This window comes from Bartonella australis AUST/NH1, assembly GCF_000341355.1.
GTDB classification, from domain to species: domain Bacteria; phylum Pseudomonadota; class Alphaproteobacteria; order Rhizobiales; family Rhizobiaceae; genus Bartonella; species Bartonella australis.
Map to the genome: position 1 here is coordinate 1,041,043 of NC_020300.1, position 25,081 is coordinate 1,066,123.

At 43.5% G+C, this 25,081-nt stretch carries 19 protein-coding genes; all 19 read right to left on the bottom strand.

Annotation, left to right across the window (positions count from 1 at the left end; translation table 11 throughout):
• Positions 1-480: 480 nt before the first annotated feature.
• The 19 genes from ligA to rsmH all read right to left on the bottom strand — a co-directional run bounded on the left by ligA (position 481) and on the right by rsmH (position 25,052).
• A complete protein-coding gene (gene ligA, locus BANH1_RS04430) occupies positions 481-2,637 on the bottom strand; it encodes an NAD-dependent DNA ligase LigA (protein WP_015398213.1) in 2,157 nt (718 codons plus the stop codon).
• Positions 2,638-2,734: 97 nt separating this feature from the next.
• On the bottom strand, positions 2,735-4,402 hold the full coding sequence (recN, locus tag BANH1_RS04435; protein WP_015398214.1) for a DNA repair protein RecN: 1,668 nt from the start codon (positions 4,400-4,402) through the stop codon (positions 2,735-2,737).
• 6 nt (positions 4,403-4,408) lie between these two features.
• The gene (locus BANH1_RS04440; RefSeq protein WP_015398215.1) at positions 4,409-5,302 is read right to left on the bottom strand and encodes an outer membrane protein assembly factor BamD; all 894 of its coding nucleotides are present in this window, start codon (positions 5,300-5,302) and stop codon (positions 4,409-4,411) included.
• A 149-nt stretch (positions 5,303-5,451) separates the two neighbouring features.
• Positions 5,452-6,324: a UDP-3-O-acyl-N-acetylglucosamine deacetylase gene (gene lpxC / locus BANH1_RS04445; protein ID WP_015398216.1), complete on the bottom strand. Its 873-nt coding sequence runs from the start codon at positions 6,322-6,324 to the stop codon at positions 5,452-5,454.
• Positions 6,325-6,544: 220 nt separating this feature from the next.
• Entirely contained in the window at positions 6,545-8,314 is a 1,770-nt protein-coding gene (ftsZ, locus tag BANH1_RS04450; protein WP_015398217.1) for a cell division protein FtsZ, read from the bottom strand.
• A gap of 68 nt (positions 8,315-8,382) precedes the next feature.
• Positions 8,383-9,681: a cell division protein FtsA gene (gene ftsA / locus BANH1_RS04455; protein WP_015398218.1), complete on the bottom strand. Its 1,299-nt coding sequence runs from the start codon at positions 9,679-9,681 to the stop codon at positions 8,383-8,385.
• Positions 9,681-10,589: a cell division protein FtsQ/DivIB gene (locus BANH1_RS04460; RefSeq protein ID WP_015398219.1), complete on the bottom strand. Its 909-nt coding sequence runs from the start codon at positions 10,587-10,589 to the stop codon at positions 9,681-9,683. Before BANH1_RS04460 ends, ftsA begins: the two co-directional genes overlap by 1 nt.
• Positions 10,577-11,503, bottom strand: coding sequence for a D-alanine--D-alanine ligase (locus BANH1_RS04465; protein WP_015398220.1), 927 nt, complete (start codon positions 11,501-11,503; stop codon positions 10,577-10,579). The genes BANH1_RS04460 and BANH1_RS04465 overlap by 13 nt, the downstream gene beginning before the upstream one ends.
• Before the next feature lie 235 nt (positions 11,504-11,738).
• The gene (gene murB, locus BANH1_RS04470; protein WP_041583010.1) at positions 11,739-12,707 is read right to left on the bottom strand and encodes a UDP-N-acetylmuramate dehydrogenase; all 969 of its coding nucleotides are present in this window, start codon (positions 12,705-12,707) and stop codon (positions 11,739-11,741) included.
• Complete coding sequence (gene murC / locus BANH1_RS04475) at positions 12,685-14,112, bottom strand: UDP-N-acetylmuramate--L-alanine ligase (protein ID WP_015398222.1); 1,428 nt, start codon at positions 14,110-14,112, stop codon at positions 12,685-12,687. Before murC ends, murB begins: the two co-directional genes overlap by 23 nt.
• Positions 14,096-15,232, bottom strand: coding sequence for a UDP-N-acetylglucosamine--N-acetylmuramyl-(pentapeptide) pyrophosphoryl-undecaprenol N-acetylglucosamine transferase (locus BANH1_RS04480; protein ID WP_015398223.1), 1,137 nt, complete (start codon positions 15,230-15,232; stop codon positions 14,096-14,098). Before BANH1_RS04480 ends, murC begins: the two co-directional genes overlap by 17 nt.
• Positions 15,229-16,383, bottom strand: coding sequence for an FtsW/RodA/SpoVE family cell cycle protein (locus tag BANH1_RS04485; protein WP_015398224.1), 1,155 nt, complete (start codon positions 16,381-16,383; stop codon positions 15,229-15,231). The genes BANH1_RS04480 and BANH1_RS04485 overlap by 4 nt, the downstream gene beginning before the upstream one ends.
• 131 nt (positions 16,384-16,514) lie before the next feature.
• Entirely contained in the window at positions 16,515-17,912 is a 1,398-nt protein-coding gene (gene murD, locus BANH1_RS04490) for a UDP-N-acetylmuramoyl-L-alanine--D-glutamate ligase (RefSeq protein WP_015398225.1), read from the bottom strand.
• Between the two features lie 4 nt (positions 17,913-17,916).
• Positions 17,917-18,987, bottom strand: coding sequence for a phospho-N-acetylmuramoyl-pentapeptide-transferase (gene mraY / locus BANH1_RS04495; protein WP_015398226.1), 1,071 nt, complete (start codon positions 18,985-18,987; stop codon positions 17,917-17,919).
• A 21-nt stretch (positions 18,988-19,008) separates the two neighbouring features.
• Positions 19,009-20,436 carry a UDP-N-acetylmuramoylalanyl-D-glutamyl-2,6-diaminopimelate--D-alanyl-D-alanine ligase gene (locus BANH1_RS04500; protein WP_015398227.1) on the bottom strand — a complete coding sequence of 476 codons (1,428 nt, stop codon included), beginning with the start codon at positions 20,434-20,436 and terminating at the stop codon, positions 19,009-19,011.
• Positions 20,433-21,884, bottom strand: a complete 1,452-nt coding sequence (locus tag BANH1_RS04505) for a UDP-N-acetylmuramoyl-L-alanyl-D-glutamate--2,6-diaminopimelate ligase (protein ID WP_015398228.1) — start codon at positions 21,882-21,884, stop codon at positions 20,433-20,435. Before BANH1_RS04505 ends, BANH1_RS04500 begins: the two co-directional genes overlap by 4 nt.
• A gap of 17 nt (positions 21,885-21,901) precedes the next feature.
• Entirely contained in the window at positions 21,902-23,653 is a 1,752-nt protein-coding gene (locus BANH1_RS04510) for a peptidoglycan D,D-transpeptidase FtsI family protein (protein ID WP_015398229.1), read from the bottom strand.
• Positions 23,653-24,057: a cell division protein FtsL gene (gene ftsL, locus BANH1_RS04515; RefSeq protein ID WP_015398230.1), complete on the bottom strand. Its 405-nt coding sequence runs from the start codon at positions 24,055-24,057 to the stop codon at positions 23,653-23,655. Before ftsL ends, BANH1_RS04510 begins: the two co-directional genes overlap by 1 nt.
• The gene (rsmH, locus tag BANH1_RS04520) at positions 24,051-25,052 is read right to left on the bottom strand and encodes a 16S rRNA (cytosine(1402)-N(4))-methyltransferase RsmH (RefSeq protein WP_051039116.1); all 1,002 of its coding nucleotides are present in this window, start codon (positions 25,050-25,052) and stop codon (positions 24,051-24,053) included. The genes ftsL and rsmH overlap by 7 nt, the downstream gene beginning before the upstream one ends.
• Positions 25,053-25,081: the final 29 nt, after the last annotated feature.

Genomic DNA, 25,081 nt, shown 5'->3' on the forward strand with positions numbered 1-25,081 from the left:
CTTTCAAGGAAAATTCATGCCGCCTCCCTCTCCCAAAATACCGCTGATTACAGGCAGCATCATCAAAGATAGAATAACTAAATATACTTAATCGAATAAGCTAGATGCAACACAGAGTGTATAATTGCTTGAAAGGAAAATACCCTGTTTATAAAAAAATGGTCAATCCGCAGCCCAGCTACGTATCCTTAAAATGCAGCACCACACGGTAAAAGCCTAAAGCTGAATCCCAAAGTCCGTGTATCATAGAAACAGGCTATGAACATCTGAAGACAAAACGAACCTTTATATAATCTCTTTTCCCTTAAGGGACTTTTTAGTCGTATAAAAGCTAACAACAAATAATAATGGACCATAATAGCCGAAGGGAGGATAACAAGATTAAACAGAATTTTCATTACAATACAATGAGATGTAAAAAATATACCTCCTATAATGAGAATATATTGCTAGCCCGTTCCTCTTTCTAAAAGGGGACAGCTAGCTATAGTGCTTTTTAATCAATTTAAGCCAGCTTTCTTCATCCATAACCTCGATCCCTAATTTTCGTGCTTTGGCCAATTTTGACCCCGCTCCAAGCCCCGTAATAAGGAGATCAGTCTTCTGGGAAATAGAACCGGATGTTTTAGCTCCTAACCGTTCCGCTAATGCTTTTGCTTCATCACGTGACATATGAGCCAAAGTCCCCGTAAAAACGATTATTTTCCCCGTTATCGATGAATGATCCGTTACTGCAGCTTCTTCGTGAAAAATCGTCACTTCTTTAAGCAAGGCTGACAAAATATTTCGGTTATGCTCTTCCTGGTAAAAATCAATAATTGCTTCCCCGACACGAGGCCCAATTCCCTCGATAATCGTGAGCTCTATCCAAGCCTCGTTACCCTTGTCTGCTTTATCACGAGGCATAATGGCCTTCATTGCCGCAGTTTCAAACGCGGTATAATTTTGATAGAAACGCGCTAAACGTCGTGCATTAACCTCTCCAACATGGCGAATTCCCAATGCAAATAAAAAGCGGCTTAAAGAAACCTTTCGGCGAGCATTAATAGCATCATAAAGCTTACGAACTGAAACAGTGCCAAAACCATCCATATTTTCTAGACGTGTTAACGCTTTTTCTTGGCGCCGTTGTAAAGTAAAAATATCGGCCGGTGAATGAATACAAAGTGCTTCATCTTGGGCGTGAAAGAAAAATTCTACCTGTTTTTCACCGAGCCCCTCAATATCAAAGGCATTGCGTGAAACAAAATGACGAATACGCTCTATCGCTTGCGCTGGACAAATCAGTCCACCTGTACATCGACGCACAGCTTCACCCGCTTCGCGAACAGCGCGGCTCCCGCAAGCAGGACATAGATGAGGGAAAATAAAAGCGGGTGCATCTTCGGGGCGTTTTCCGGGGACGATATCAACGATTTGGGGAATTACGTCGCCGGCGCGCTGAATAATTACTGTATCACCCACACGGATATCGCGCCCTCCGCGGATTAGTTCGCCCTTATGACCAATTCCCTTGATGTAATCCTCGTTATGCAAACTTGCATGAGAAATCACAACTCCTCCCACGGTAATAGGTGCGACGCGTGCGACAGGAGTTAATGCTCCAGTCCGACCCACTTGAATGTCAATAGCTTCTAAGAGCGCCTTAGCTTTTTCCGCAGGAAATTTATGTGCAATTGCCCAACGTGGTGAACGAGACACAAATCCTAAGCGCATTTGCAACGCCAGATCATTCACTTTATAAACAACTCCGTCGATATCATAGCTTAAAGATTGACGACATTCTTCAATGAAATCATAATATGAAATAAGGTCTTCTACTCTTTTAAAAACTTTCGTTAATGGATTGATAACGAAACCATATTCTTCGAACTTTTTCATCATCTCCATTTGGGTTGTCGCTGGTATTTCACTCACCTCACCTAAAGCGTAAGCAAAGAATTTAAGCTTTCTACTGGCAGTTATCCGTGAATCGAGCTGGCGCAAAGAACCAGCTGCCGCGTTCCTAGGATTCGCAAAAACAAGCTTTCCCTCCCTTTGTTGACTAACATTAAGCGCCCGGAAATCCTCCTGCCCCATATAAACTTCACCACGAACCTCGATAATATCTGGAAATTCACCCTTTAAAACACGGGGAATATCAGCGATCATCCGCGCATTTGCGGTCACATTCTCCCCCACATGCCCGTCGCCACGTGTCGTAGCACGCATGAGCTTTCCTCGTTCATAACGCAAAGACAAAGATAAACCGTCAATCTTCGGCTCAGCTGTCATTTCCAATATCTCTGTTGTTGGAAATCGTAAAAAACGGCGAACGCGCTCAACAAATTCACTAACATCTTCAGAACTAAATGCATTATCAAGAGAAAGCATTGCCTGCGTATGAACAGATTTTTCAAATTTTTCAGAAACCGGTGCGCCAACTTTATATGAAGGCGAATCTGCACGAATTAACTCAGGAAATAGGGCTTCAATTTCCTCATTGCGACGACGAAGAGCGTCATATTGTGCATCAGAAATTTCGGGTTGATCATTGCTATTATAAAGAACATCGTGGCGCGCAATTTCTTTCGCCAGCCACTCCAACTCACTTTCTGCTTCAGAAATGGTTAAGTTTTTAATTGCGTCTTTATTCATAAATCTTATTTCCAATCACAGCCTGCGGCCACACAATTCCCTGTTATCAATAAAATACAAAAAACCTAAATCCGCTGGTATTTTCTCTTGCTGTCAATTATACCGGTGTTAAGAGCCTTTGAGCCGCTGCACGCGCCTCATCAGTGATATGTTCTCCCGCCAACATGCGTGCAATTTCTTCTGCACGTTCACGCCCTTCTATTTTACGGATATCTGTAACAAAACGTCCTTCATCGCCACTTTCAAGCTTTGAAACGAGAAAGTGATCATGAGCTTTGGATGCTACCTGTGGTGCGTGCGTAACAGCAAAAACCTGAATATTTTTTGATAAAAGAAGCAACCGCTGCCCAATCGCAGCTGCAACGGCCCCACCAACTCCTGTATCAACTTCATCAAAAATCAGCGTGGGAGCTGATCCACGATCAGCTAGCACAACCTTTAACGCCAACAAAAAACGAGATAGTTCACCGCCAGACGCCACACTTAACATCGGCCCAGCTCGTGTCTTAGGATTTGTACGTACCCAATATTCAACACGATCTATACCGTCCGCACCGCGCTTTTCAGCATCGCTTTGCATCTCAACAATGAATTCAGCCTTTTCCAATTTTAACGCTGGTAACTCGGCCATAACGCTAGCGGACAAATGCCGTGCTACTTCTTGGCGTTTTATCGAGAGTGCTTGTGCTGATATATCGTAATTTTTTTGCGCTTCTAGAACTTCAGATTCTAAACGTGCTAAAGTGATTTGAGCAGAATCTAAATGAGCAAGCTCAGAATTCATTTTATCACGCAACTGAACTAATTCATCTGTAGAAATATGGTATTTACGAGCCAAACCCCGAAGTGCAAAAAGGCGCTCTTCTACCTTCTCTAACTCGCCGGTATCAAAATTCGACGCCCGCATCGCAACTTCAATAGCATCTTGAGCTGTCGTAAGTGTGTGCAGCGCGTCGTCAATGGATTTTACTATAGGCGCGATTAACGCTTGTGCTTCAGGAATTTTACGTTCTAAGCGCCTTACCAAATTGGAGAGGACAGAAATCGGCGATTTTGGGCCATTTAAGAGGTCATCGGCTTCCTTAATGTCTGTCGCTATTTTTTCTAATTTAAGCATATCCGCGCGACGAATGGACAGCGTATCTTCTTCTCCAACTTTGAAATCGAGCTTCTCGAGTTCTTCTACACTCGCGTGAAGATAATCAGCCTCACGCATTGCATCTGTTACTTCAGCACGCTGTTGCTGTAGACGCTCTTCCAATTTACGCCATGCCCAGTAGCATTTTCGCACATTTTCCGTTTCGTTATCAAGTCCACCAAAAGCGTCTAATAACTGACGGTGCGTGCCGACATCAATGAGCGCGCGGTCATCATGCTGCCCGTGAATTTCAATCAACATACGGCCAATATCGCGCATCAGAGCAACTGTAGCTACCTGATCATTGATAAAAACGCGGCTACGGCCGTCGCCTAATTGCACGCGCCGTAAAATAACATCACCCTCATCATCAAGACCACTTTCACGGATGAGCTGGCGGGCTGGATGGGAAATAGGCACATCAAAAACGGCCGTTACCTGTCCACGCTCCGCTCCATGGCGCACAAACGAAGCACCCCCGCGTCCGCCGAGAGCAAGCGATAAAGAATCGAGTAAGATGGACTTCCCTGCACCTGTTTCCCCGGTTAAAATTGACAACCCCCCTGTGAAACGAATATCGAGCTTTTCGATCAAAATAATATCATGAATCGAAAGCTGTATCAGCATATTAAATCAATGCTTCCTATTTTGATCATGGCTAAAGGCACGCGAAATCCAAGAAGATTTGTATTCTTTTGGTGACACACTATTCTTCTGCAGCAAATTATAAGCAAATACGTACCACTGACTTCTCGGGTAATTATATCCTAAAATTGCCGCTGCTGTTTGAGCCTCTGCGGTCAAACCAAGAGCGAGATTAACCTCCGTCAGACGATAAAGCGCTTCTTCAATTTGGTTCGTATCTGAATACTCTTCTAGCACCGTACGAAACCTTTTGCTTGCCGCTAGATACCGCCGACTTTCTTCATAGTAACGACCAACTTGCATTTCTTTACCGGCTAATTGCTCCCGACCAAAACGTATTTTAGCTTTAGCATCTTCAACATACTTAGATTGCGGGTAATTTTCCACTAGAATCTGCATAGCAGCGACAGCACGCTTGGTATCTTTTTGATCACGCGTAACATCAGGAATTTTATGAAAAGAAGAAAGGCCAATGATATAATAAGCATAAGCAGTATCTTCAGAAGCCGGATAAAGATTAATATAACGTTGTGCCATACTTATTGCATCATCGTATTTAGCCGATCGGTAATTTGTGAAAGCACCCATTACCAAAGACTTACGCCCCCATTCTGTATAAGTATATTGTTTTTCAATAACAGAAAACTTTTTCGACGCTTCATCAAGCCGCCCTATATCAAGATTAGCGAGTGCTTGATTATACAATAAATCTGGCGGATCCATTACTAAAACGTACGCAGACGGACTCAAGGTGTTTTTTCCTGTGGTAAAACACCCCGCCAATAAGCAGACTCCCCCCCAAAAAAGCCCCGTAAATATTTTGCGTACAGTGCTAGATTTTCTATGTATCATATTTCCAATATATGTACTAGATTGCGTCATAGTTTTTCTGGCCTCCAGAGAATGTCATTTTGTAGCAAAAGCCGTTTACTAAAAGGCCTTATACTATATTGCTATACCCCCGCTAACTGATTTATAGGCTTGCAATCAATCAAACCAAGGAGAAATTTTCAAGTCGCCTTGCACTTCACCTACAAATTACTCTTTTCGTAGCAAGATTCATCCGCTAAAACCGCTTTGACCAACCGCGAATTAAGAGCGTGTCCACTGCGATATGAACGAAATAACCCAATAAAAGGCGCGCCAAGCAGAGCAGTATCACCGATCGCGTCAAGCACTTTATGCCGAACAAATTCATCTTCAAAATAAAGACCACCCGAATTAATGATTTGGTCGTCAAGACCGATGATAAGGGAATTTTCTAAAGAAGAACCTAACCCTTTTCCAGAAATCCACAATTTTTCTACGTCTTTTACAAAACCAAAGGTACGCGCACGTGATAAATGATCACGAAATCCCTCTGAAGTAAGTTCAAAGCTTAATTGTTGTTCCCCAATAACAGACGAAGAAAAAGAAATCGAAACATCAAAATGGCGTCCATTAAACGGTAAAAATTCTGCAAAGCCGTAAGCAGTTTCAACGCGCACTGGTTTTTTAATAACGAAATAAGAACGCAACGCCGCCTGCTGAACAGTGCCAACTTCCTCAAATCTCTGACAATACTGCCACGAAGCACCGTCTAAAATAGGAACCTCATTGCTTGATACCTCAATGACAAGATTATCCAAATCATAAGCAGCAATTGCTGCCATCAAATGCTCAATTGTTTCAACTCTTACTTCTCCATTTCCAAGCACCGTTGATAATTCAGTAGTTCCTGTTTGCGATGCATGTGCCCGAAATATTTTTTCTTTTCCATTTGCCCCGCAACGCTTAAAAATAATACCACATTCAGCATCAGCTGGACAAATCTTTACGACAGATGAGCGCCCACTATGGACACCACGTCCCTCGAATGTAATCATATTTTTAAGAGTCAGCTGATATTTTTGCAAAGATTTCATAACATCACTTCATCAATTTTCTTTGAGGACCTTCCAAAAGGCCAGCAAAATAATGAAAAGATATCCGTATAAGTAATAATAAACCCGCTTATCATAAGCGGGTTCACGAGGAGGATATAGAAACTTTTACACAAACTCAACAGATTTCACTCCAATAAAAACCATTTTTATATCATAAAAAAGACACAAAAATTTTATTTTTTCCCGGTTTTTCCGTCTGTTAATGTGACTGACGGCGTAAAAATGCCGGTATCTCCAGTTGATCTTCTTCATCCACAAAAGTGCGCTGATCCTGCGGTGCCTGTGCTCGCGAATCAGTAGAGCGATGCGGAACATAAACGGCAGAATCAGGAAAAGATTCTGGGGAATTTTTATCAGAAATCTGGGACTCCTCTCCATGCTGTAAAGGCTTTACAGCAGGCTCTAGCCGGGCCTCTAGTTCAGTTTCTTCACGGTATGTTAAGCTTTGTTTCAAACGCTGCCAAAGATTACGCGGTCCTTGATCAGAAGCAAAAAAACCTCTATCCTGGTCGTGAGCAACGGAAGAAAAATCCTTTAATTCAGGCAGCCGCGCCGGCGCTGAGGGGGGTTGCGTTTGTTTTTCCTTCCGTTCTGCAACCTCAGCCACTTCGTCGAAAGCACGCACTGTTGCCCCTACACTGATCGCTGTAGCAGCAGGCTGTTGAGAAACGCGGCCAATCTGCATACGCGGCGCGGCTGATGCGCCTAATACACCCGATATCTGCCCATGAGCTACACTATGCCCGTAAAGAGTCGGGCTTATATTTCGTCCGGAAATTACATCTGCGTTCTGTGAAAAAATCTGACTTTTGGGGCGAAATTGCTCCTCAATTGGCTGACTTACGTTTACTTCAGGTACTTCCGCTACCTCTACCATTGTTTCAGAGCGCGATGACGCTGATTGAATATGAGAAGAAACTTGGGTCGTTCCAGCGTCATTTTTGCGAATCGAAGCCACGGGCCGCTGAAATTTAGGGTTAGAAAGCTGAGCTGTATCATCAACGACACGGTCAATACCCGTCGCAACAACAGAGACACGGATAACACCCTCAAGTGACTCGTCATCGATAGCACCAAAGATAACATTCGCGTCGATATCAACTTCTTCGCGAATGCGATTAGCAGCTTCGTCCACTTCAAACAAAGTCATATCGCGACCGCCAGTAATCGAAATCAAAAGACCACGAGCTCCGCTCATAGAAGTTTCGTCTAATAACGGATTCGCAATAGCAGCCTCAGCAGCGGCCAAAGCGCGCCCTTCACCAGATGCCTCGCCCGTACCCATCATCGCACGACCCATTTCATGCATAACGGAACGAACATCCGCAAAGTCAAGATTAATCAATCCCTCTTTAATCATTAAATCCGTAATAGAGGCAACACCGGAATAAAGTACCTGGTCCGCCATAGCAAAAGCGTCAGCGAATGTTGTCTTTTCGTTCGCAATGCGAAAAAGATTCTGGTTAGGAATAACAATTAATGTATCAACAGACTTTTGTAATTCTTCTATACCAGCCTCTGCTGTCTTCATACGGCGCGCGCCTTCAAATTGAAAAGGTTTCGTTACGACGCCAACAGTCAAAATACCTTTCTCACGAGCTGCACGAGCAACAACAGGCGCAGCCCCAGTTCCGGTACCGCCCCCCATACCTGCCGTAATAAAAACCATATGAGAATCGGCGAGATGATCAATAATCTCATCAATACATTCATCTGCAGCTGCCTGTCCGACTTCTGGTAAAGCACCAGCGCCCAGACCTTCTGTAACTGCTGCACCAAGTTGGATCAAACGCTCAGCTTTTGACATAGCCAAAGCCTGTGCATCTGTATTAGCAACAACAAAATCAACTCCTTGGAGACCAGCATGTATCATGTTATTTACGGCATTTCCACCACCACCGCCAACACCAAAGACGGTAATGCGTGGTTTCAATTCCGCAATATCTGGCCGGTGCAGATTAATCGTCATTTTCTTTTCCTTTTCATAAGACACCGCGAGCCGAAGCGATGAAAATTAGCTTTTTCAAATAAATTTACCTAAAAACTCTCACGCAACCACTGACTAACACGCTGAAAATACCCACCCGTGCCTGTCAACAAACTATTTACCGCAACCTGAATTGTTCTTTCTTCAAAACCCGCTAATTGTGGGTAAATTAACAGTCCAGCAGCAGACGAAAACGCCGCCCCCTTTGCAAGAGAGGGAAGCTTAGAAATGCCCAAAGGCCGCCCCATACGAACATCTCTCCCCAATATACTACGTGCCACCTCCGGCAAACCTGTTAACTGGCTTGCTCCCCCGGTCAAAACGACACGTTTACCAATGACGTGACCAAAACCAGAACGGCTCAAACAATCACGTATCATCTCTAATATTTCTTCAACACGCGCACGAACAATACGACCCAAAACAGCGCGTGGATATTGAGCTTCGCGACGCTCACCCCCAATTTCCACCACATTGATCATACGCCGATCATCAGCACTCGCTAAAAATGTCGAGCCATAGATAACTTTTAAACGCTCCGCTTCTTCAACAGACATAGAAAGCCCGCGCGCGACATCAAGGGTTATGTGGCGCCCCCCGACTGCAAGCGCATCAGCATGAACAAATTTTCCTTCATAAAACACTGAAAATGTCGTTGTCCCTCCGCCAAAATCAATACACGCTGCCCCCAGACGCGCTTCATCGCTCATTAAAACTGAAAGACCGCTGGCAAAAGGCGTCGCTACCATTGCCTCAACACTTAAATGAGCACGATTAATGCAAGCTTCTAAATTACGTAAAGGAGCCATTTCTGCTGTTACAACATGCACATCCATACCAAGTGATCCACCCATCATCCCGACGGGATCAAAGATTCCTTTATCTCCATCTAAAGAATAAGATATAGGAACTGAATGCATAATATGGCGCTCAGTATCAAAAGCCTTCCGTGAAACATCTGCTAATGCTGTCCGCATATCGCGCGCAGTCACTTCACGTCCCCCCAAACGCGCTATCCCACTGACAAGAGCGCTTTTTAACCGACTTGAAGAAAAATTTACAATCACCGAATCCACTATTAAACCAGCCATTTTCTCTGCTGCATCAACAGCCAAACGTATAGACTTTTCTGCTGCAAGCATATCTGTCACAATACCGGATTTAACGCCACGTGAACGTTGCACACCAAACCCCAAAATTTCCATCGAATGCGTGCGGCCATGTAAACACTGCGCGCGTTCCAAAGGGCGTAAGCAAGCAATAAAGCAGACAACTTTACTAGAGCCCACATCGAGAACTGTTAAAAAACGCGTTTTCCGCCCTCCTCCGTGATGCGAACCCAACAACATTACACTCCCCCTGCCTTCAGCGCCTTCAAGGCCCGTTCTTCTCCTCTCACAGCTTCGTGATAACGCTCCAACATTTCATCTGATAAAGCGACAGTGATCCGGTCAGAAAGACGCAAATCAATACTTAAAATATCGCGCGAAAAAAGATCTTCTAGCACACCCGTTTTGGTGAGAAAAATAAGCCTTTCAACAGCACCTTTTTCGGGCAACATAATACGCATTCCATTATCCAAAATAACGTCCCAACGCCGATCACCTACACGCACATAAGAGCGGATATGATCGCGAAATTGCGGACACACTGAAAGCGACTGAATAAATAATTTAGCAGCATCCTGCGCACCTTGGCCGACCACAAGCGGCAAATTCTGAACTAGACCTGCCTGAAATGGTACAATCACGCGCCCTGTACCATCAATAATATCCATCACGCCATCGTGCTGCCAAATTGCATACGGCTCGCGTTCCACCACAGAAATGCGCACCCTATTAGGGTAAATTTTTTGAACATCAGCCGACTGAATCCAGGCCTGTTGTTCCAAAACGGAACGCGCTTCATCCACATCAAAATTAATAATTGATGAACGAGCATCAAGCCCCAAAATTTTCAAAATATCCTTTTCTGCCAAGCGCTTACCGCCATTTACCTCAATGTTGGCAACCATAAAACCAACACTCGATGCAGCGTCTTTCATGATGCTACCCACACGACCGCTCGATAAAAGACCATAAAGACCAGAAAGAAAGAAAAAAAACAAAACTGCGAAAGAACCAAAACAACGGAAAGCGTAACGATCTCTGAACATAAACTGGGGTATAAACCGGAGGCAGCGGCGGTAAAGACGAGGCAAAACCGGCGCTGACAGCACCACAGAAACACTCATTTTACTAACATTTAACGCATGCACGATGCGTCCTCCATTACCCATTTAATAACATCGCTATAAGTACGACCCCCTGCTCTTGCAATATCAGGGACAAGGGAAGTTCGCGTCATACCAGGCTGAGTATTAATTTCGAGCCAAACTAATTCCCCTGTTTCCTCATTAAAACGAAAATCAGAACGGCTAACACCCCGACACCCTATAGCCTTATGTGCCACCAAAGACATTCTTTGCACATTTTGGTAAATATTTAATGAAAGCTGCGCAGGACAAATGTGAACCGAGCCACCAGGCTTATATTTTGAATCATAGTCAAAAAACTGAAGAGGTTTATCAAGCAAAATTTCGCAAACATCCAAAGCCTCATCACCTAAAACAGCACAACTAAGTTCGCGCCCAGGGATATATTTTTCAATAATTACCTCATCACCATAAATCCACTCAGTACTTACGATATCACACGGCGGAAAATCCTCCCCTTCCTCCACAATCATCACACCAAAGCTAGACCCTTCACGTACAGGTTTAATAACGTAAGGTGGCTTCATCGGATGCCCATATTCTCGCCCTATAGCAAAGCGGCTCATCACACGAGAAGGAGCTACAGGGACGCCAGCACTGGCAGCTATAATCTTTGCACGCCCTTTATCCATCGCCAATGCCGATGCTGCTACCCCAGAATGAGTGTAGGGAATTTTTAAATATTCAAGAATACCCTGGATAAAACCATCTTCACCAAATGGCCCGTGCAACGCGTTAAAAGCGACACCCGGCCGCAATTGTTCAAGCACAGAAGCAATATGACCGTCAACATCTATACGAACTACATGATATCCCTGTTCTTCAAGAGCGTCAGAACAAGCTGCACCCGAAGATAAGCTTATGGACCGCTCAGCGGAAAACCCTCCCATCAACACGGCTATATGCTTATCTCTCATAACAACTCACCTTTTTATAATCTAGATATAGAATCCATAACAGAAACCGATACCACATATAGAAAAAGCTAGATTTATCATTGCGAATCAACAATCTAGCATTTTCTCCTAATGAATCAGAATCAGAAGCATGAAGCAAGAGTTTCTCTGTTAATTTATTGATTTTTAATAGATTTTTTTCTTATCTCTTTGAAATGACTCAATTTTTTAAATTACCAAAATTAAAGAAACAAAATTAATCAAAAGGAAAGACCGTGCGATCTCGTTCAAATTGGCCGATACGTTGTATCTCCCACTGTAAGAGATGAGCTGAATGAGCAAAAACACGCGCACGTACTGTTTCACCTAATTTCTCAAGATCATAGCCTGTAGCTTGACCTGTATTAATCATAAAATTACAATGCATATCGCTCATTTGAGCGCCGCCGATCCGTAGACCACGGCACCCCGCTTCGTCAATAACACGCCACGCGGACGTTCCATCGGGGTTGCGGAAAGTTGATCCCCCCGTTTTTTCACGAACAGGCTGCACCGTCTCCCGATGGAGAGCCACTTCGTTCATAGCTGTGCGGATATCTCCCCTCTTTCCTACTTCTCCTTCCAACAAAGCAGAGATAAAGACAAATCCTTCAGGAATATCACAATGACGATAAGAATAATGCATATCCTCTGGCTTCAAGGTATGACGCTGCCCTCCACGGTCAAGTGCGTAAACCTCAACGACGCGCGCCGCCGTTTCAAAACCGTTCGCACCAGCATTCATTTTCAGCGCTCCGCCGATCCCACCAGGAATACCATAATAAAAATGAAAACCAAAAATCTCAGCCTCTAAAGCTGCTAACGCTAAATGCTTACCCGCCGTAGCGGCACCGACCAGAAAGCGCCTTGGAGAAATTTGCTGCAATTGCCCAAAACCCTTTGCAGAAAGACGAACGACAACACCAGGGATACCCCCATCGCGCACTAAAAGATTAGAACCAATTCCCACAATCGTTACAGGAACGGATTTGGGCAAAACTTGAAAAAATAAAGCTAAATCAGCCTCATCAGAAGGCTGATAAAAAAGCTCAGCTAACCCGCCAGTGCGAAACCACGTCACCTTACGCATATCAACATTGGGGGTTAATTTTCCCTTTATACCGCTTAAGACCGGCTGTAATTGCGCCAATAGCGCCCCACCATCAATTAGCTGAAAATTCATCATTTTTATCAAATATCGCTAGCTGATTAGGTAAAGCATAAGCCCACTGTGTAATACTGCCGGCACCGAAAAAAACTAAATAATCACCGGCCTTTGCAGACGCCGCTACAAACGAAACTACGTCTTCTAGAGAATTAATCAGATGAACATCACTATGGTTTGTCATTTGAATATGTTTCACCAATTCTTTAGAATTAAAGCCAGCTATAGGCCCTTCACCAGCTGCGTAAACTGGTGCAATCATCACTGTATCAGCATCGTTAAAACAACAAACAAAATCGTCAAATAAATCACGTAAACGAGAAAAACGATGAGGTTGCACAATAGCAATAACCCGCCCTTTCGCACTTTCTCGAGCAGAGTGCAAAACGGCCTTTATTTCAACCGGATGATGCCCATAATCATCAAATATTTCGATACCACGCCAACTCCCTGTCTGAGTAAAACGGCGCTTTACTCCACCAAATTCCGCTAACCCTTTCCGAATAGATTCATTTGAAATACCGAGCTCGTGAGCAACAGCGATCGCCGCGGTAGCGTTAGAAACATTATGTTGTCCTAGCATCGGCAAAACTAAATTTTTAAGTTCAACCTTCGTACCTGTTTTTCGCGAGCAAATAAGGACATCAAAATGCATTTTTCGACCCTCTATCGAAAGATTAAGGAAACGGACATCAGCCCGTGGATTTGCGCCATAAGTAACCACCCAACGGTCATCAATGCGATCAGCTAATGCCTGAACCTCTGGGTGATCAACACACATAACGGAAAAGCCGTAAAAAGGTACATTCTCCACAAATTTTCGAAAAGCTCCACACAAGGTATCAAAATTACCATAATGATCTAAATGCTCAGAATCAATATTGGTAACAATAGCGATATCAGCGGGCAATTTTAAAAATGTACCATCACTTTCATCGGCTTCAACTACCATCCAATTTCCGCTACCCATACGCGCATTGGTTCCGTATGTATTGATGATGCCGCCGTTAATTACTGTCGGATCAAAGTGACCTGCATCAAGAAGCGCCGCTACCATAGATGTAGTAGTCGTCTTGCCATGCGTACCGCCAACAGCAATCGTTTGGCGAAAGCGCATCAACTCAGCCAACATTTCCGCACGCTTAACAATTGGTAAGTGCCTCTTCTTGGCAGCGATATATTCAGAATTTGTTTTTTTAATAGCAGTAGAAATAACAACAACTTCTGCCGCTCCTAAATTTTCAGCCTTATGACCTACATAGATATTAATCCCCTTATCCCGTAAGCGTTCGATATTTGCATTATTAGCTTGATCAGACCCTTGAATTTTATAACCGAGGTTATGAAGGACCTCGGCAATCCCGCTCATACCGATACCACCAATTCCTACAAAATGAATAAGTCCTATATTAAGCGGCATTTTCATCAAAATACTCCCTTTTAATATTTAATACCGACCGCCCTGCAATCAACGCTTCAACTGCATCTGCAAGAAGGGTGGTTGCACGAGGTTGCCCAGCCTTTTTTGCAGCAAGTGCTTGTTTTTCTAATAAATGTGGTTCGCGACAGGCTTTTGCTAAGAGAAAAGCGAGCATTTGCCCATTCAAATCTTTTTCTGCTACGATTTGAGCTCCTCCCATAGCAGCGAGCGTAGCTGCGTTCGCCGCCTGATCGTGATCTAAAGCGTGTGGATACGGGATAAATAAAGCCGGCCGGCCAATCACCGCTATTTCACAAACAGTTGAAGCACCAGAGCGCGCTAAAATAAAGTGAGAGCGAGCGATATGTTCTGCCATATTGTCGAAAAAAGATGCAATCTCTGCCTGCACTCCCATATCGTTATAAATTTTTACTAAATTTTTAGTTTCACTGCGAACTTGCTGGATGATACGCAGGCGCTTACGCACGTTATTATCAAGTAAAGCGATTGCTTCGGGAACAATTTGTGAAAAAAAAGAAGCCCCTTGACTCCCGCCAAAAACCAAAAAATAAAACGGATCTTCACCAAGAGACGGAGAATAACAAATTTCCGCTGCTTTGAGGACGGCTTCACGAACAGGATTACCTGTAAGAAGCATTTTACGGGCGTAAACACTGTCATCCGCTAATAAACCACCCGCTATCATGCGTACTCCAACAGCCAACATTCTATTTGCGCGACCCATCACAGCATTTTGCTCATGAATAAATGTCAAACGCCTCGTTAAGATAGCAACCAAAAGCGGTGGGAAAGTCGGATAACCGCCAAATCCGCCAATAAGGACAGGACGTAACTTGCGAAAAAGCATCCATGATTGCGTGCTCCCCTTCAGCAAAGACCAAAACGCTTTTATGAACGCAAAAGGACAACGTCGCACCGATGTCGCTGACGAAATAATATGAATATGCTTTTCATCAAAATGGCGTACAAAACGCCTAGCTCTTTCATCTGTTGCTAAATGAACATCATACCCACGCTGCCTTAACTCAACAGAAAGTGCTTCCGCGGGAAAAAGATGCCCGCCTGTACCACCCGCAACCAAAACAATAACTTTTTTCTGCGTCATAATATAGAGCCTGAAACGATAGGTGGCAAAAAATCCGAAAGTCGCGCCTCTGGTCGGCGACGTGTTAAACTAAGCAAAATGCCCATCGAAATCGCAACTGCCATCATAGATGAGCCACCATAAGAAATAAACGGTAATGTCATTCCTTTTGGAGGCAGCAAATGGAGATTAACCGCCATATTAATGGCTGATTGAAAACCAATCATCATCGCTATACCTGTAATGCTAAGACGCGTAAATGAATCGCGTGTATTTAACGCTATATAAAGCGAGCGTACGACGATAAAACCAAAAAGTGCCATAATCAATAAACAGAAGATGACGCCATATTCTTCCGCTGCAACAGAAAATACAAAATCTGTGTGGCTATCGGGGATAATACGTTTAATAGTACCTTCACCTGGCCCTTGACCAAACCATCCACCATTTAAAATAGCTTCGCGCCCCGCGTCTGCCTGAAATGTATCACCTTCGCCTGTCAAAAAACTATTAATACGTTGGCGTACATGGTGAACAAACAAATAAGCCGAAAAGCCTCCTGAAATACCTAAAAAAAGAAATAAAAAAACAACGGTCAGAGACACACCTGCCACAAAAAATAGACTGCCCCACGTCGCGCTAATCAAAAGTGTTTGACCAATATCAGGCTGTAAAACAAGAAGTACGCAACAGATAGCGTAAACTATGATCGCCAATAGATACCTAAAAATACCGTACTGTTGCATTTGGTCTGAAAAAAGCCAAGCAGACATAATCACGAAAGCTGGTTTCATGAATTCCGAAGCTTGTACGGAAACACCAAATACAGAAATCCAACGCTGCGCTCCTTTTACTTCAAAGCCAAACAGTAAAGTTATAACCATGAGAATGAGCGCCATAGCCAACAAAAGAGCGCATAAACGGCGGATATTACGGGGAGAAAAAAAGGAGATAGTAATCATAACGAAGAGTGCAAAAACACTAAAAATGAGATGCCAACGAACAAAATAAAAATTATCGATAATCCCAATTTTTTTTGCAACAGTAGGACTCGCCGCAAAAGACAACATAACGCCGATCCCCATTAGGATCAAACAAGCAGAAAAGATAGAACGATCGATCGTCCACCACCAATTAGCAATTGGATCGCGATCCGCACGAGTGAGCGCCATCTTCACTTAATCCCTTCCATAATCCTGTCAAAAGCGATACCGCCTTTCCTACGTCTTTTTAACGCATATTCCGAATAGATTTACGCTCAAAAGGATTCTGGATCGTTAACGTAGAATATTTTTTACGCCCCTCACTTCTCTAACTGTGTAACGAAAGAAATGAAGGCCTCTCCACGCTCTTCATAATTTCTAAATTGATCGTAACTTGCACAGGCTGGTGAAAATAAAACAACGGATTCTTTTGTAGCATCATAAGCCGCATCAACGGCTGCTTCACGCACCGCATTTTCCAGTGTTAAACTCACAGAAAAAGGAAAGGCAGAACCAATAACGTGAGAGAATTTTTCCGCGGAAGCACCAATTAAATAAGCTTTACGAATTTTACTAAAAAATCTTTTAAGGATATTAATTCCACCTTCTTTCGCTTGCCCTCCAACGATCCAAAAAATATCATCAAAAGTAGAAAGTGCGAAAGCCGACGCCTCTGCATTAGTAGCTTTACTATCATTAATAAATAAAACTGATCCGATTTTGCAAACCCGTTGCATACGATGCGCAAGCCCTACATAACTTGCTAAATGTTTCTCTATATCCAGATCACTTATTTTTAGCACTTGCAATGTCGCTAAAGCCATGAGAGCGTTCTGCACGTTATGGCTGCCACGCAGTGAATCCATATCAGCAAGATCTGCGAGCATATAACGCCGCCCGTGACGGACAGAGAAGAGTTTTGTTCCTTCCGCATAAAAACCATTTTCGATAACATGCCCCTCAGAAATTGCTTCTACTTGGTGGCCTTCATTCACAAGCCGTTGATATAGAGCTCCACAAACCGCGTCATTAATTGAAATCAATGCGTGAAAAGCTTTAGAAACTAAACGCCCCTTGACTTGCGCGTAATAGGCAAAACTACCATGACGATCAATATGATCAGGTGTCAAATTTAATAAAAGGCCCACTGTTGGTCGAAGAGACGGCGTTAAATCAATTTGAAATGACGAACATTCAATGACATAAATGCGCTTCTCTACAAACGGCTTTAGCGTTAATATGGGAGTCCCTATATTCCCCCCCATTTGTACATCATAACCTGTCTGCTCTAAAAGATGGACGAGCAAAGTTGTCGTCGTTGATTTGCCATTCGTACCTGTAATGGCAATGAATGGAACATCTTGATCGCAAAAACCATGCTGCTGTAAAAAATGATTTCGTGCACGAACAAATAGTTCAACATCGCCGACAATTTCTACGCCCGCCTGCTGTGCCCTACTAACTGCCCAATGAGGCTTAGGATGAGTTAAAGGCACTCCAGGTGCTAGAACCAACGCAATAAATTCTGACCAATCCTCATAATAGAGATTTTTCGTTGGAATATTTTTCTCACGAGCAGCTTCTACGCAAGAAAGATTATCATCCCACGCAACCACTTCTGCTCCACCAGCAATGAGCGCCTGTGCCGTAGCCAACCCCGACCGCCCTAGTCCCAGTAAGGCAACTTTTTGACCTTTATAACATTCAACAGAAATCACGACTTTACCTTAGCTTAAGCGTTGAAAGACCAATCAACGCCAAAACAATCGAGATAATCCAAAAGCGTATCACGATCTGGCTTTCAGTCCAGCCTTTTTTTTCAAAATGATGATGGATCGGAGCCATAAGGAATATACGCCTTTTCGTCAATTTGAAGTGGCCCACCTGAATGACGACAGATAGCGCTTCCAAAACAAAAAGGCCGCCAATAACAATCAAAACAATTTCATGCTTTGTCGCTACAGAAACAACACCTAATAGTCCCCCAAGAGCTAGCGAACCGGTGTCGCCCATGAAGATAGCGGCCGGAGGTGCATTAAACCACAAAAAGCCGAGCCCTGCACCAACAACTGCTCCTAGCAAAACAGTCAATTCACCTACCCCTTGCACATAATGGATTTGTAAATAATTAGCAAAATTCATATTACCAACGAGATAAGCAATCAATGCAAAAGACGAGGCGGCAACCATCACAGGAACAATAGCAAGTCCATCAAGACCATCAGTCAAATTAACTGCATTACCTGTTCCTACAATAACGCAGGCCGTAAAGGGGATGAAAAACCAACCTAACTCGATAAAATATTCCTTCACAAAGGGCAAAGATAATCCTGGCGACCCAGTTTGTAAAAAGATAAAAGAAGCGCCCGCCGCAACTAAAAACTCTAAGCCTAACCGCGCTTTGCCAGAAAAACCTTTATCTGTTTGCTTTGTTACCTTGAGATAATCATCATAAAATCCGATCCCCCCGAAAAACAGCATGACCAGTAATGATACCCAAAAATAAATATTCGATAAATTACACCACAAAAGCGCAGATACCACAACGCCGACTAAAATAACCAATCCACCCATAGTGGGTGTTCCAGCCTTTTTGAAATGAGTCTGAGGGCCGTCAGCCCGAATTGGCTGCCCTTTGCCCTGCCGTACTTTGAGAAAAGAAATAATACTAGGACTAAATAAAAAAACAATCAAACCCGACGTCAGTATAGCCGACACCGTACGGAAAGTGATATAACGAAAAACATTGACACCTGGAAACCAATCACTCAGGAAAGAAAGAAACAGCATCATAACGCAAAAACCTTGTTAAAATTATAAAGGGATCACTTTATACTGATCAAGGAGAGTAGCCACAATATGCGATGAACGAACGCTGTGAGATGACTTGATCATAACGAGATCTCCATCTGAAATTTCGGTGCAAACGAGAGGGAGGATTTTTTCTATATGTTCAGCATAATGAATCTTGACGTGCGGGGAAAGATCGGCGGCTAAAGGCTTCATTTCCTCACCGACTAAAAAAACTGGGTTAGCGCCTGAAGCACGGATTGGTTCAGCAAGGTCGCGATGAAATTTTTCGCTGTGAGCTCCTAATTCAAGCATATCACCCAAAATAGCAATTCGCCGACCACATGAGCCTACCTGCCCCATAGCAAGAAGACTGAGGGCTGCCCGCATAGAAGCAGGATTAGCATTATAACTTTCATCTATTAAATGAAATTCGCCACCACTAGGTAAAGATAGCCGATAACGGGCACCACGGCCTTTTTGAAGAGAAAAGTGGCTCAAAGGGAGCGCAACACGAAATAAATCGGCACCTATCGCATCACACGCTGCAATAACACCCAAACTATTTTGCACAATATGTCGACCGGGAGCGCCAATTTTAATCATCATACCTTGACTTTGACCAGAAATACAAACACTCACACGAGAATAATTCGCTAAAAGGCAAATCTCCTTCGCTTGGTAATCAGCATGGTCCAATTCACCAAAACTCAGAATCTTTTTTACACCGCACTGTTTTGCTTTTTGAACTAAATAAGAAAAAAAATCGCTATCTGCATTTAAAAGAACGACACCCTCATCGTCCAATCCTTCGAAAATTTCGGCTTTTGCATCCGCGATTTCTTCGAGATTTTTGAAAAAACCTATATGCCCTGTAGCAATCTGAGTGATCAAGGCTACGTGCGGGCGAATTAACTTCACCAGAGGACGAATTTCGCCTTTATGGTTCATACCAATTTCAAATATAGCGTAATCACTGTCAGCAGGCATTCGCGCCAAAGTCAGAGGAACACCCCAACAATTGTTTAAAGAATCAAGGTTAGCGTGAACTTTCCCAATAACTCCAAGTGCTTGTTTAAGAGCTTCTTTTGTTGTCGTTTTTCCAACAGAACCTGTTATAGCTATAATCTTAGCTTTTGAACGTTTGCGTGCTGCTTTCCCGAGTTCTTCTAATGCTCGTAAAACGTCAGCAACAACGAATAATGGAGCTGATAATTTTTTCATTGTGGCTAAACGATCTTGCGCAATAATAAGAACCCCAGCTCCCCGCTCATAAGCTCGTGCAGCGAAATCATGACCATCGAGATGAGCACCTTTAATACAGAAAAAAATATCGCCTTCTACGAGAGTTCGACTATCAATAGAAACCCCGGAAAAAGTTTCCGGTAAGTGCCCAATCGCGAAACCATTAATTGCAGCGAGGAGTTCTTCTTTACCCCATAAAGCCTTCATTTATCGTATTCCTTCAAAGCAGCGATTATTTTTAAACGATCTGAAAAAGGATACGTCTCCCGTCCTATAATTTGGCCATTTTCGTGACCTTTTCCAGCAACAATTAATGTATCCCCAGCTTTAAGTAAACCTACTGCGTGACGAATGGCCTCGCCACGATCTGCTATTTCTATTGCTTCCGGTACTGCTTGTAAAATATCTTGCCGAATTTTCGCTGGTATTTCAGTGCGGGGATTATCATCGGTTATAATAACGATGTCAGCCTTATTTTTCGCAATTTTCCCCATCAAAGGCCTCTTGCCTTTATCACGGTCACCGCCACATCCAAAAACAAGAATTAAACGTTTTGGTGTAAAAGGGCGGACGGAGAGCAATACCTGCTCTAAAGCTTCTGGCTTATGAGCATAATCTACATAAATAGGCGCGTTATCTACTGTCTTTCCGACCAACTCTAACCGACCTGGTGCCCCTTGTAATTTTTCAAGAGAATGAAACACTTTATCCGAAGATATACCCGTCACAACTGCTAAACCCGCAGAAATAAGTGCATTAGCTATTTGAAAATCTCCTGCTAAAGGCAGATCAAATGTATAAATATCGTTTCCCATACGGCACTCAACGCGCTGTTTTGAACGTTGATGCTCAACACGATTAATTGTGATAAACTGCCCCTTACGCCCGACGGTCAACACTTGGCGGCGTGCCTGCGCGACATGGTCAATAACCTTCTGCGAATAAATATCGTCCGCAAAAATAAGAGCAGGCGCATCACGCGGCAAAAGCGCATCAAATAATTTCATTTTAGCACTCAAATAATCTTCCACACACGTGTGATAATCCATATGATCACGTCCCAAATTAGTGAAGGCAGCGGCTGCTAAATGCACCCCATCGAGCCGACTTTGATCAAGACCGTGCGAAGAAGCTTCGAGTGCCGCATGTGTAACACCCTCATCGGCCATCTCATGTAATAAACGATGCAATACCACCGGATCAGGCGTTGTTAGAAAACCGTAATCACTACGTTGGGGAGAAATAACACCCACCGTCCCTACACTGGCAGCACAAAATCCAGCATATTCCCAAATTTGCCGAAGGAAAGATACAACTGACGTCTTACCACTCGTACCCGTGACGGCCACTACAGTCTCGGGCTGAGAACCATAAAAACGTGCAGCCGCTATAGCTAAGCTATGACGTACATCAGAAACACGCAAAATCGGAACAGGTAAATTCTCAAAAACAAAATCACAATCTGTAATAATTGCGCACGCACCACGCCGTACAGCATCGTACACATATTTTCTGCCATCCGTTTGTTTCCCTTGAAGAGCTACAAAAACATAGCCAGGTGATATCTGCCGAGAATCCGCACTTATTCCCGTGATTTCAATTAAGGCAAGACGTTCATCCTTAGTATATTCTGCAAATAATGTTTCAAATAACACGGCTACTCACCTTTATATCAATTTTTTACTGTTGTTTTAGCTAACCTTAAATCGCCGCCCGTTCCTGAAATTGCTTCATATTCTTTTTTAAAATCTGACTTTATTCCGAGAAAACTGGCCGAACGGCGAATAATATTAGCCAGTGTTGGCCCAGCATTCATTGCTGCTGTTGCCGAATGTTTTCCAACTTCAGGCTGAGGTTCATCAATAATTGTTAAGACAACATAAGAGGGATCATCAATAGGGAAAGCAGCAAGAAAACTATTAAAATTTTTTGTTGTAGAATATTTTCCATTCTCAACTTTTTCAGCTGTTCCTGTCTTTCCGCCGACGCGATAACCTTCCACCCTTGCGTTACGCCCAGAACCAATGCTACTATTCAATTTATAAAGGTAGCGCATGTCTCGACTGGTTTGAGATTTCACGACCTGTTTAGCGTGTTTCAGAGCTTGTTCTTCAGTGCGCATCAAAAATGTAGGCCCTATTAACCAGCCGCCATTCATTAAAGCAGCTGCCGCTGCCGCTGTCTGTAATGGCGTTGTTGCCATACCGTGCCCAAAAGAAATCGTCATCGAATTAATATCCCGCCAATGGCGCGGCTCTATAGGGCGAGCAACCTCGGGTAGTTCTATTGTCATGCGATCAAGTAAACCAAGACGTTTCAAAAAATCGCGATGTCGATCAACCCCCACTGCCAGAGCTTCTTGAGCAGAACCAATATTAGAAGAGTAAATAAAAACTTCCTTTAATGTTAAAGGGCGATTTTTTCCATGGAAATCGTGGATAAAGTAACCACGACCAGCTTGAATTGGTTTTGAAGCATCAATGACACTATTTAAATGAAAAATGCCTGAGTTAAGTGCCATCGCCGTAGTAAAACTCTTAATGATCGATCCCATTTCAAAAGTTCCAGCTGTCATTCGGTTAAGGCGGTTACTTTTTAGAGCATCGACGGGGTTTCCGGGATTAAAATCAGGTACAGACGCCATAGCCAAAACTTCACCAGTACGGATGTTTAAAATAACAGCTCCCGCTGCTATTGCTTTATAACGCTCCATCGCCTTCATGAGTTCACTGCGTACAATAGCCTGAATACGCACATCAATTGAAAGTTGAACCGGCTTTAACGATGTTTCACTTACAAGACCGGTTTCACGAAGAACACTCAAGCCAGTATCATCAATGTATTTTTCTATGCCGGCTATGCCTTGGTTATCAACATTAACCATGCCGAGAATATGAGAGGCCACAGGACCATCTGGGTAAAAACGGCGTATTTCAGTGCGAAAACCGACGCCTGGGATACCAAGTGCCATAATTTTTGTTTTTTGTGTTGGGCTCAGCCCACGCTGAATCCAAGAAAAACCGGACTTTCTTTTCAAACGCCGATAAGTTTCCTGCCAATTAAGTTTCGGCAAAACCGTTGAAATCAGTTCGATTGTTTCATCCACATCGACAATGCGACGCGGCTCAGCAAAAAGCGAGTAAGTTTTAATATCCGTCGCCAATAAACGCCCGTTACGATCGACAATATCAGGCCGCGTGGCCAATTGCGGCACCACTGGTCCCTTCGTTTCTTCAATTTGACCATCTTCAAGCCCATAAGAAATAAGGCACCATCCCATAATTCCGTAAAGAACGAGAAAACATAATAAAGAAAAAATTAAGCGGGGGCGATCAGAATATGAGCGATGAATAGGAAAATTTTTAAAATTCGATTGACTATTTAAACGTGTTTTTTTTCGCGGAAACGGAAACGATAATTTCATCACCGCGCGCCTCTTTGGACAACTCTATTAATATGAGAAACATGATTATTAAGAGGAGAAATCTTACCCGCTATAAAACTGTTTTGTTTGATCAATTCTCCAATTTGATCATGCCAGCCTAATGGAATATCTCGCAGTTCGACAACTTGGCGGGGCTGTATCATCTCCAAATTAAGCTCTTTTTGATAACGTTTTGCCAGTTTTTCCATGCGTGAAGGTTCTATCATCACAGCCCACTCAGCATAAAACAAATTAACCATATCTTTCTCGGCTGCAATTTCGCGCTCAATACGGTGAACTTCACCAATTTGTTTTTGAACATCACACTTCACCTTATAAGTAAGGCCTGCCATACAGATCATGATCACCACTAAAATCACATCTAATGTGCGAAACATTACCATTTCTTACTGCCTTCAAAACTGGCAATTTCTGCCAAGTCAAACAATTTCATATCCGCCACGACGGCCTCTTTTTCGGTACGTACACCAACGCGCAGCCTTGCAGAACGTGCACGAGGATTTTGCCGCAATTCTTCTTCATTTGCAATTTTTCCACCTTTAAACAAAGGGACAAATGTCGCTGGAACAGATTCTATTTCAGGAAGATAGCGTGATCCTCCTCCTTTACCCGAACGTGCAGAAAAAAATCTTTTTACCATACGATCTTCAAGCGAATGGAAACTAACTACTCCCAAACGGCCGCCTGCTTTCAAAACTCGCTCAGCCGCAAATAAGCCGCGCGCAAGTTCACCAAGCTCATCATTGACATAAATACGCAGTGCTTGAAATACGCGCGTCGCAGGATGAATATGATCTCCCTGCTTACGACCTACTAAAATCTCAATAGCGTCAGCAAGATCGCTCGTTCTCAAAAAAGGGCGGACACGGCGACGTTTTTCAATCATTCGCGCAATTCGACCCGCGTGACGCTCTTCCCCTAATTTTCTAAACATCCGCGCCAAATCATCTATTTTAAAGTGATTAACAACGTCGCCTGCTGTGAAACCAGTTTGCGCCATTCGCATATCCAACGGGCCATCTTTTTGAAATGAAAACCCCCGTTCAGCTTCATCAAGCTGCATCGAAGAAACGCCAATATCGAGAATAACCGCATCTACTTTCCCTTCAACGACGCAATCTAATCGTGAAAACTCCGTTTGCACTAAACGCAAGCGTGGGAAAAATTCATCGACGAGTGGCTGCCCCTCGCGAATTGCAAAAGGATCGCGATCAAGAGCGATGACATCTGCGCCTGCATTCAATAAGGCACGCGTATAACCGCCGGCACCAAAGGTACCATCAATCACCCTTGCCCCAACTAATGGTGCGAGCCCGGCTAAAACCGGCTGCAATAACACAGGAACATGACGCCTAGTTTCACTACTTTTATCTACCAAAATAACCCATCTTGATTTACGCTTTTCCA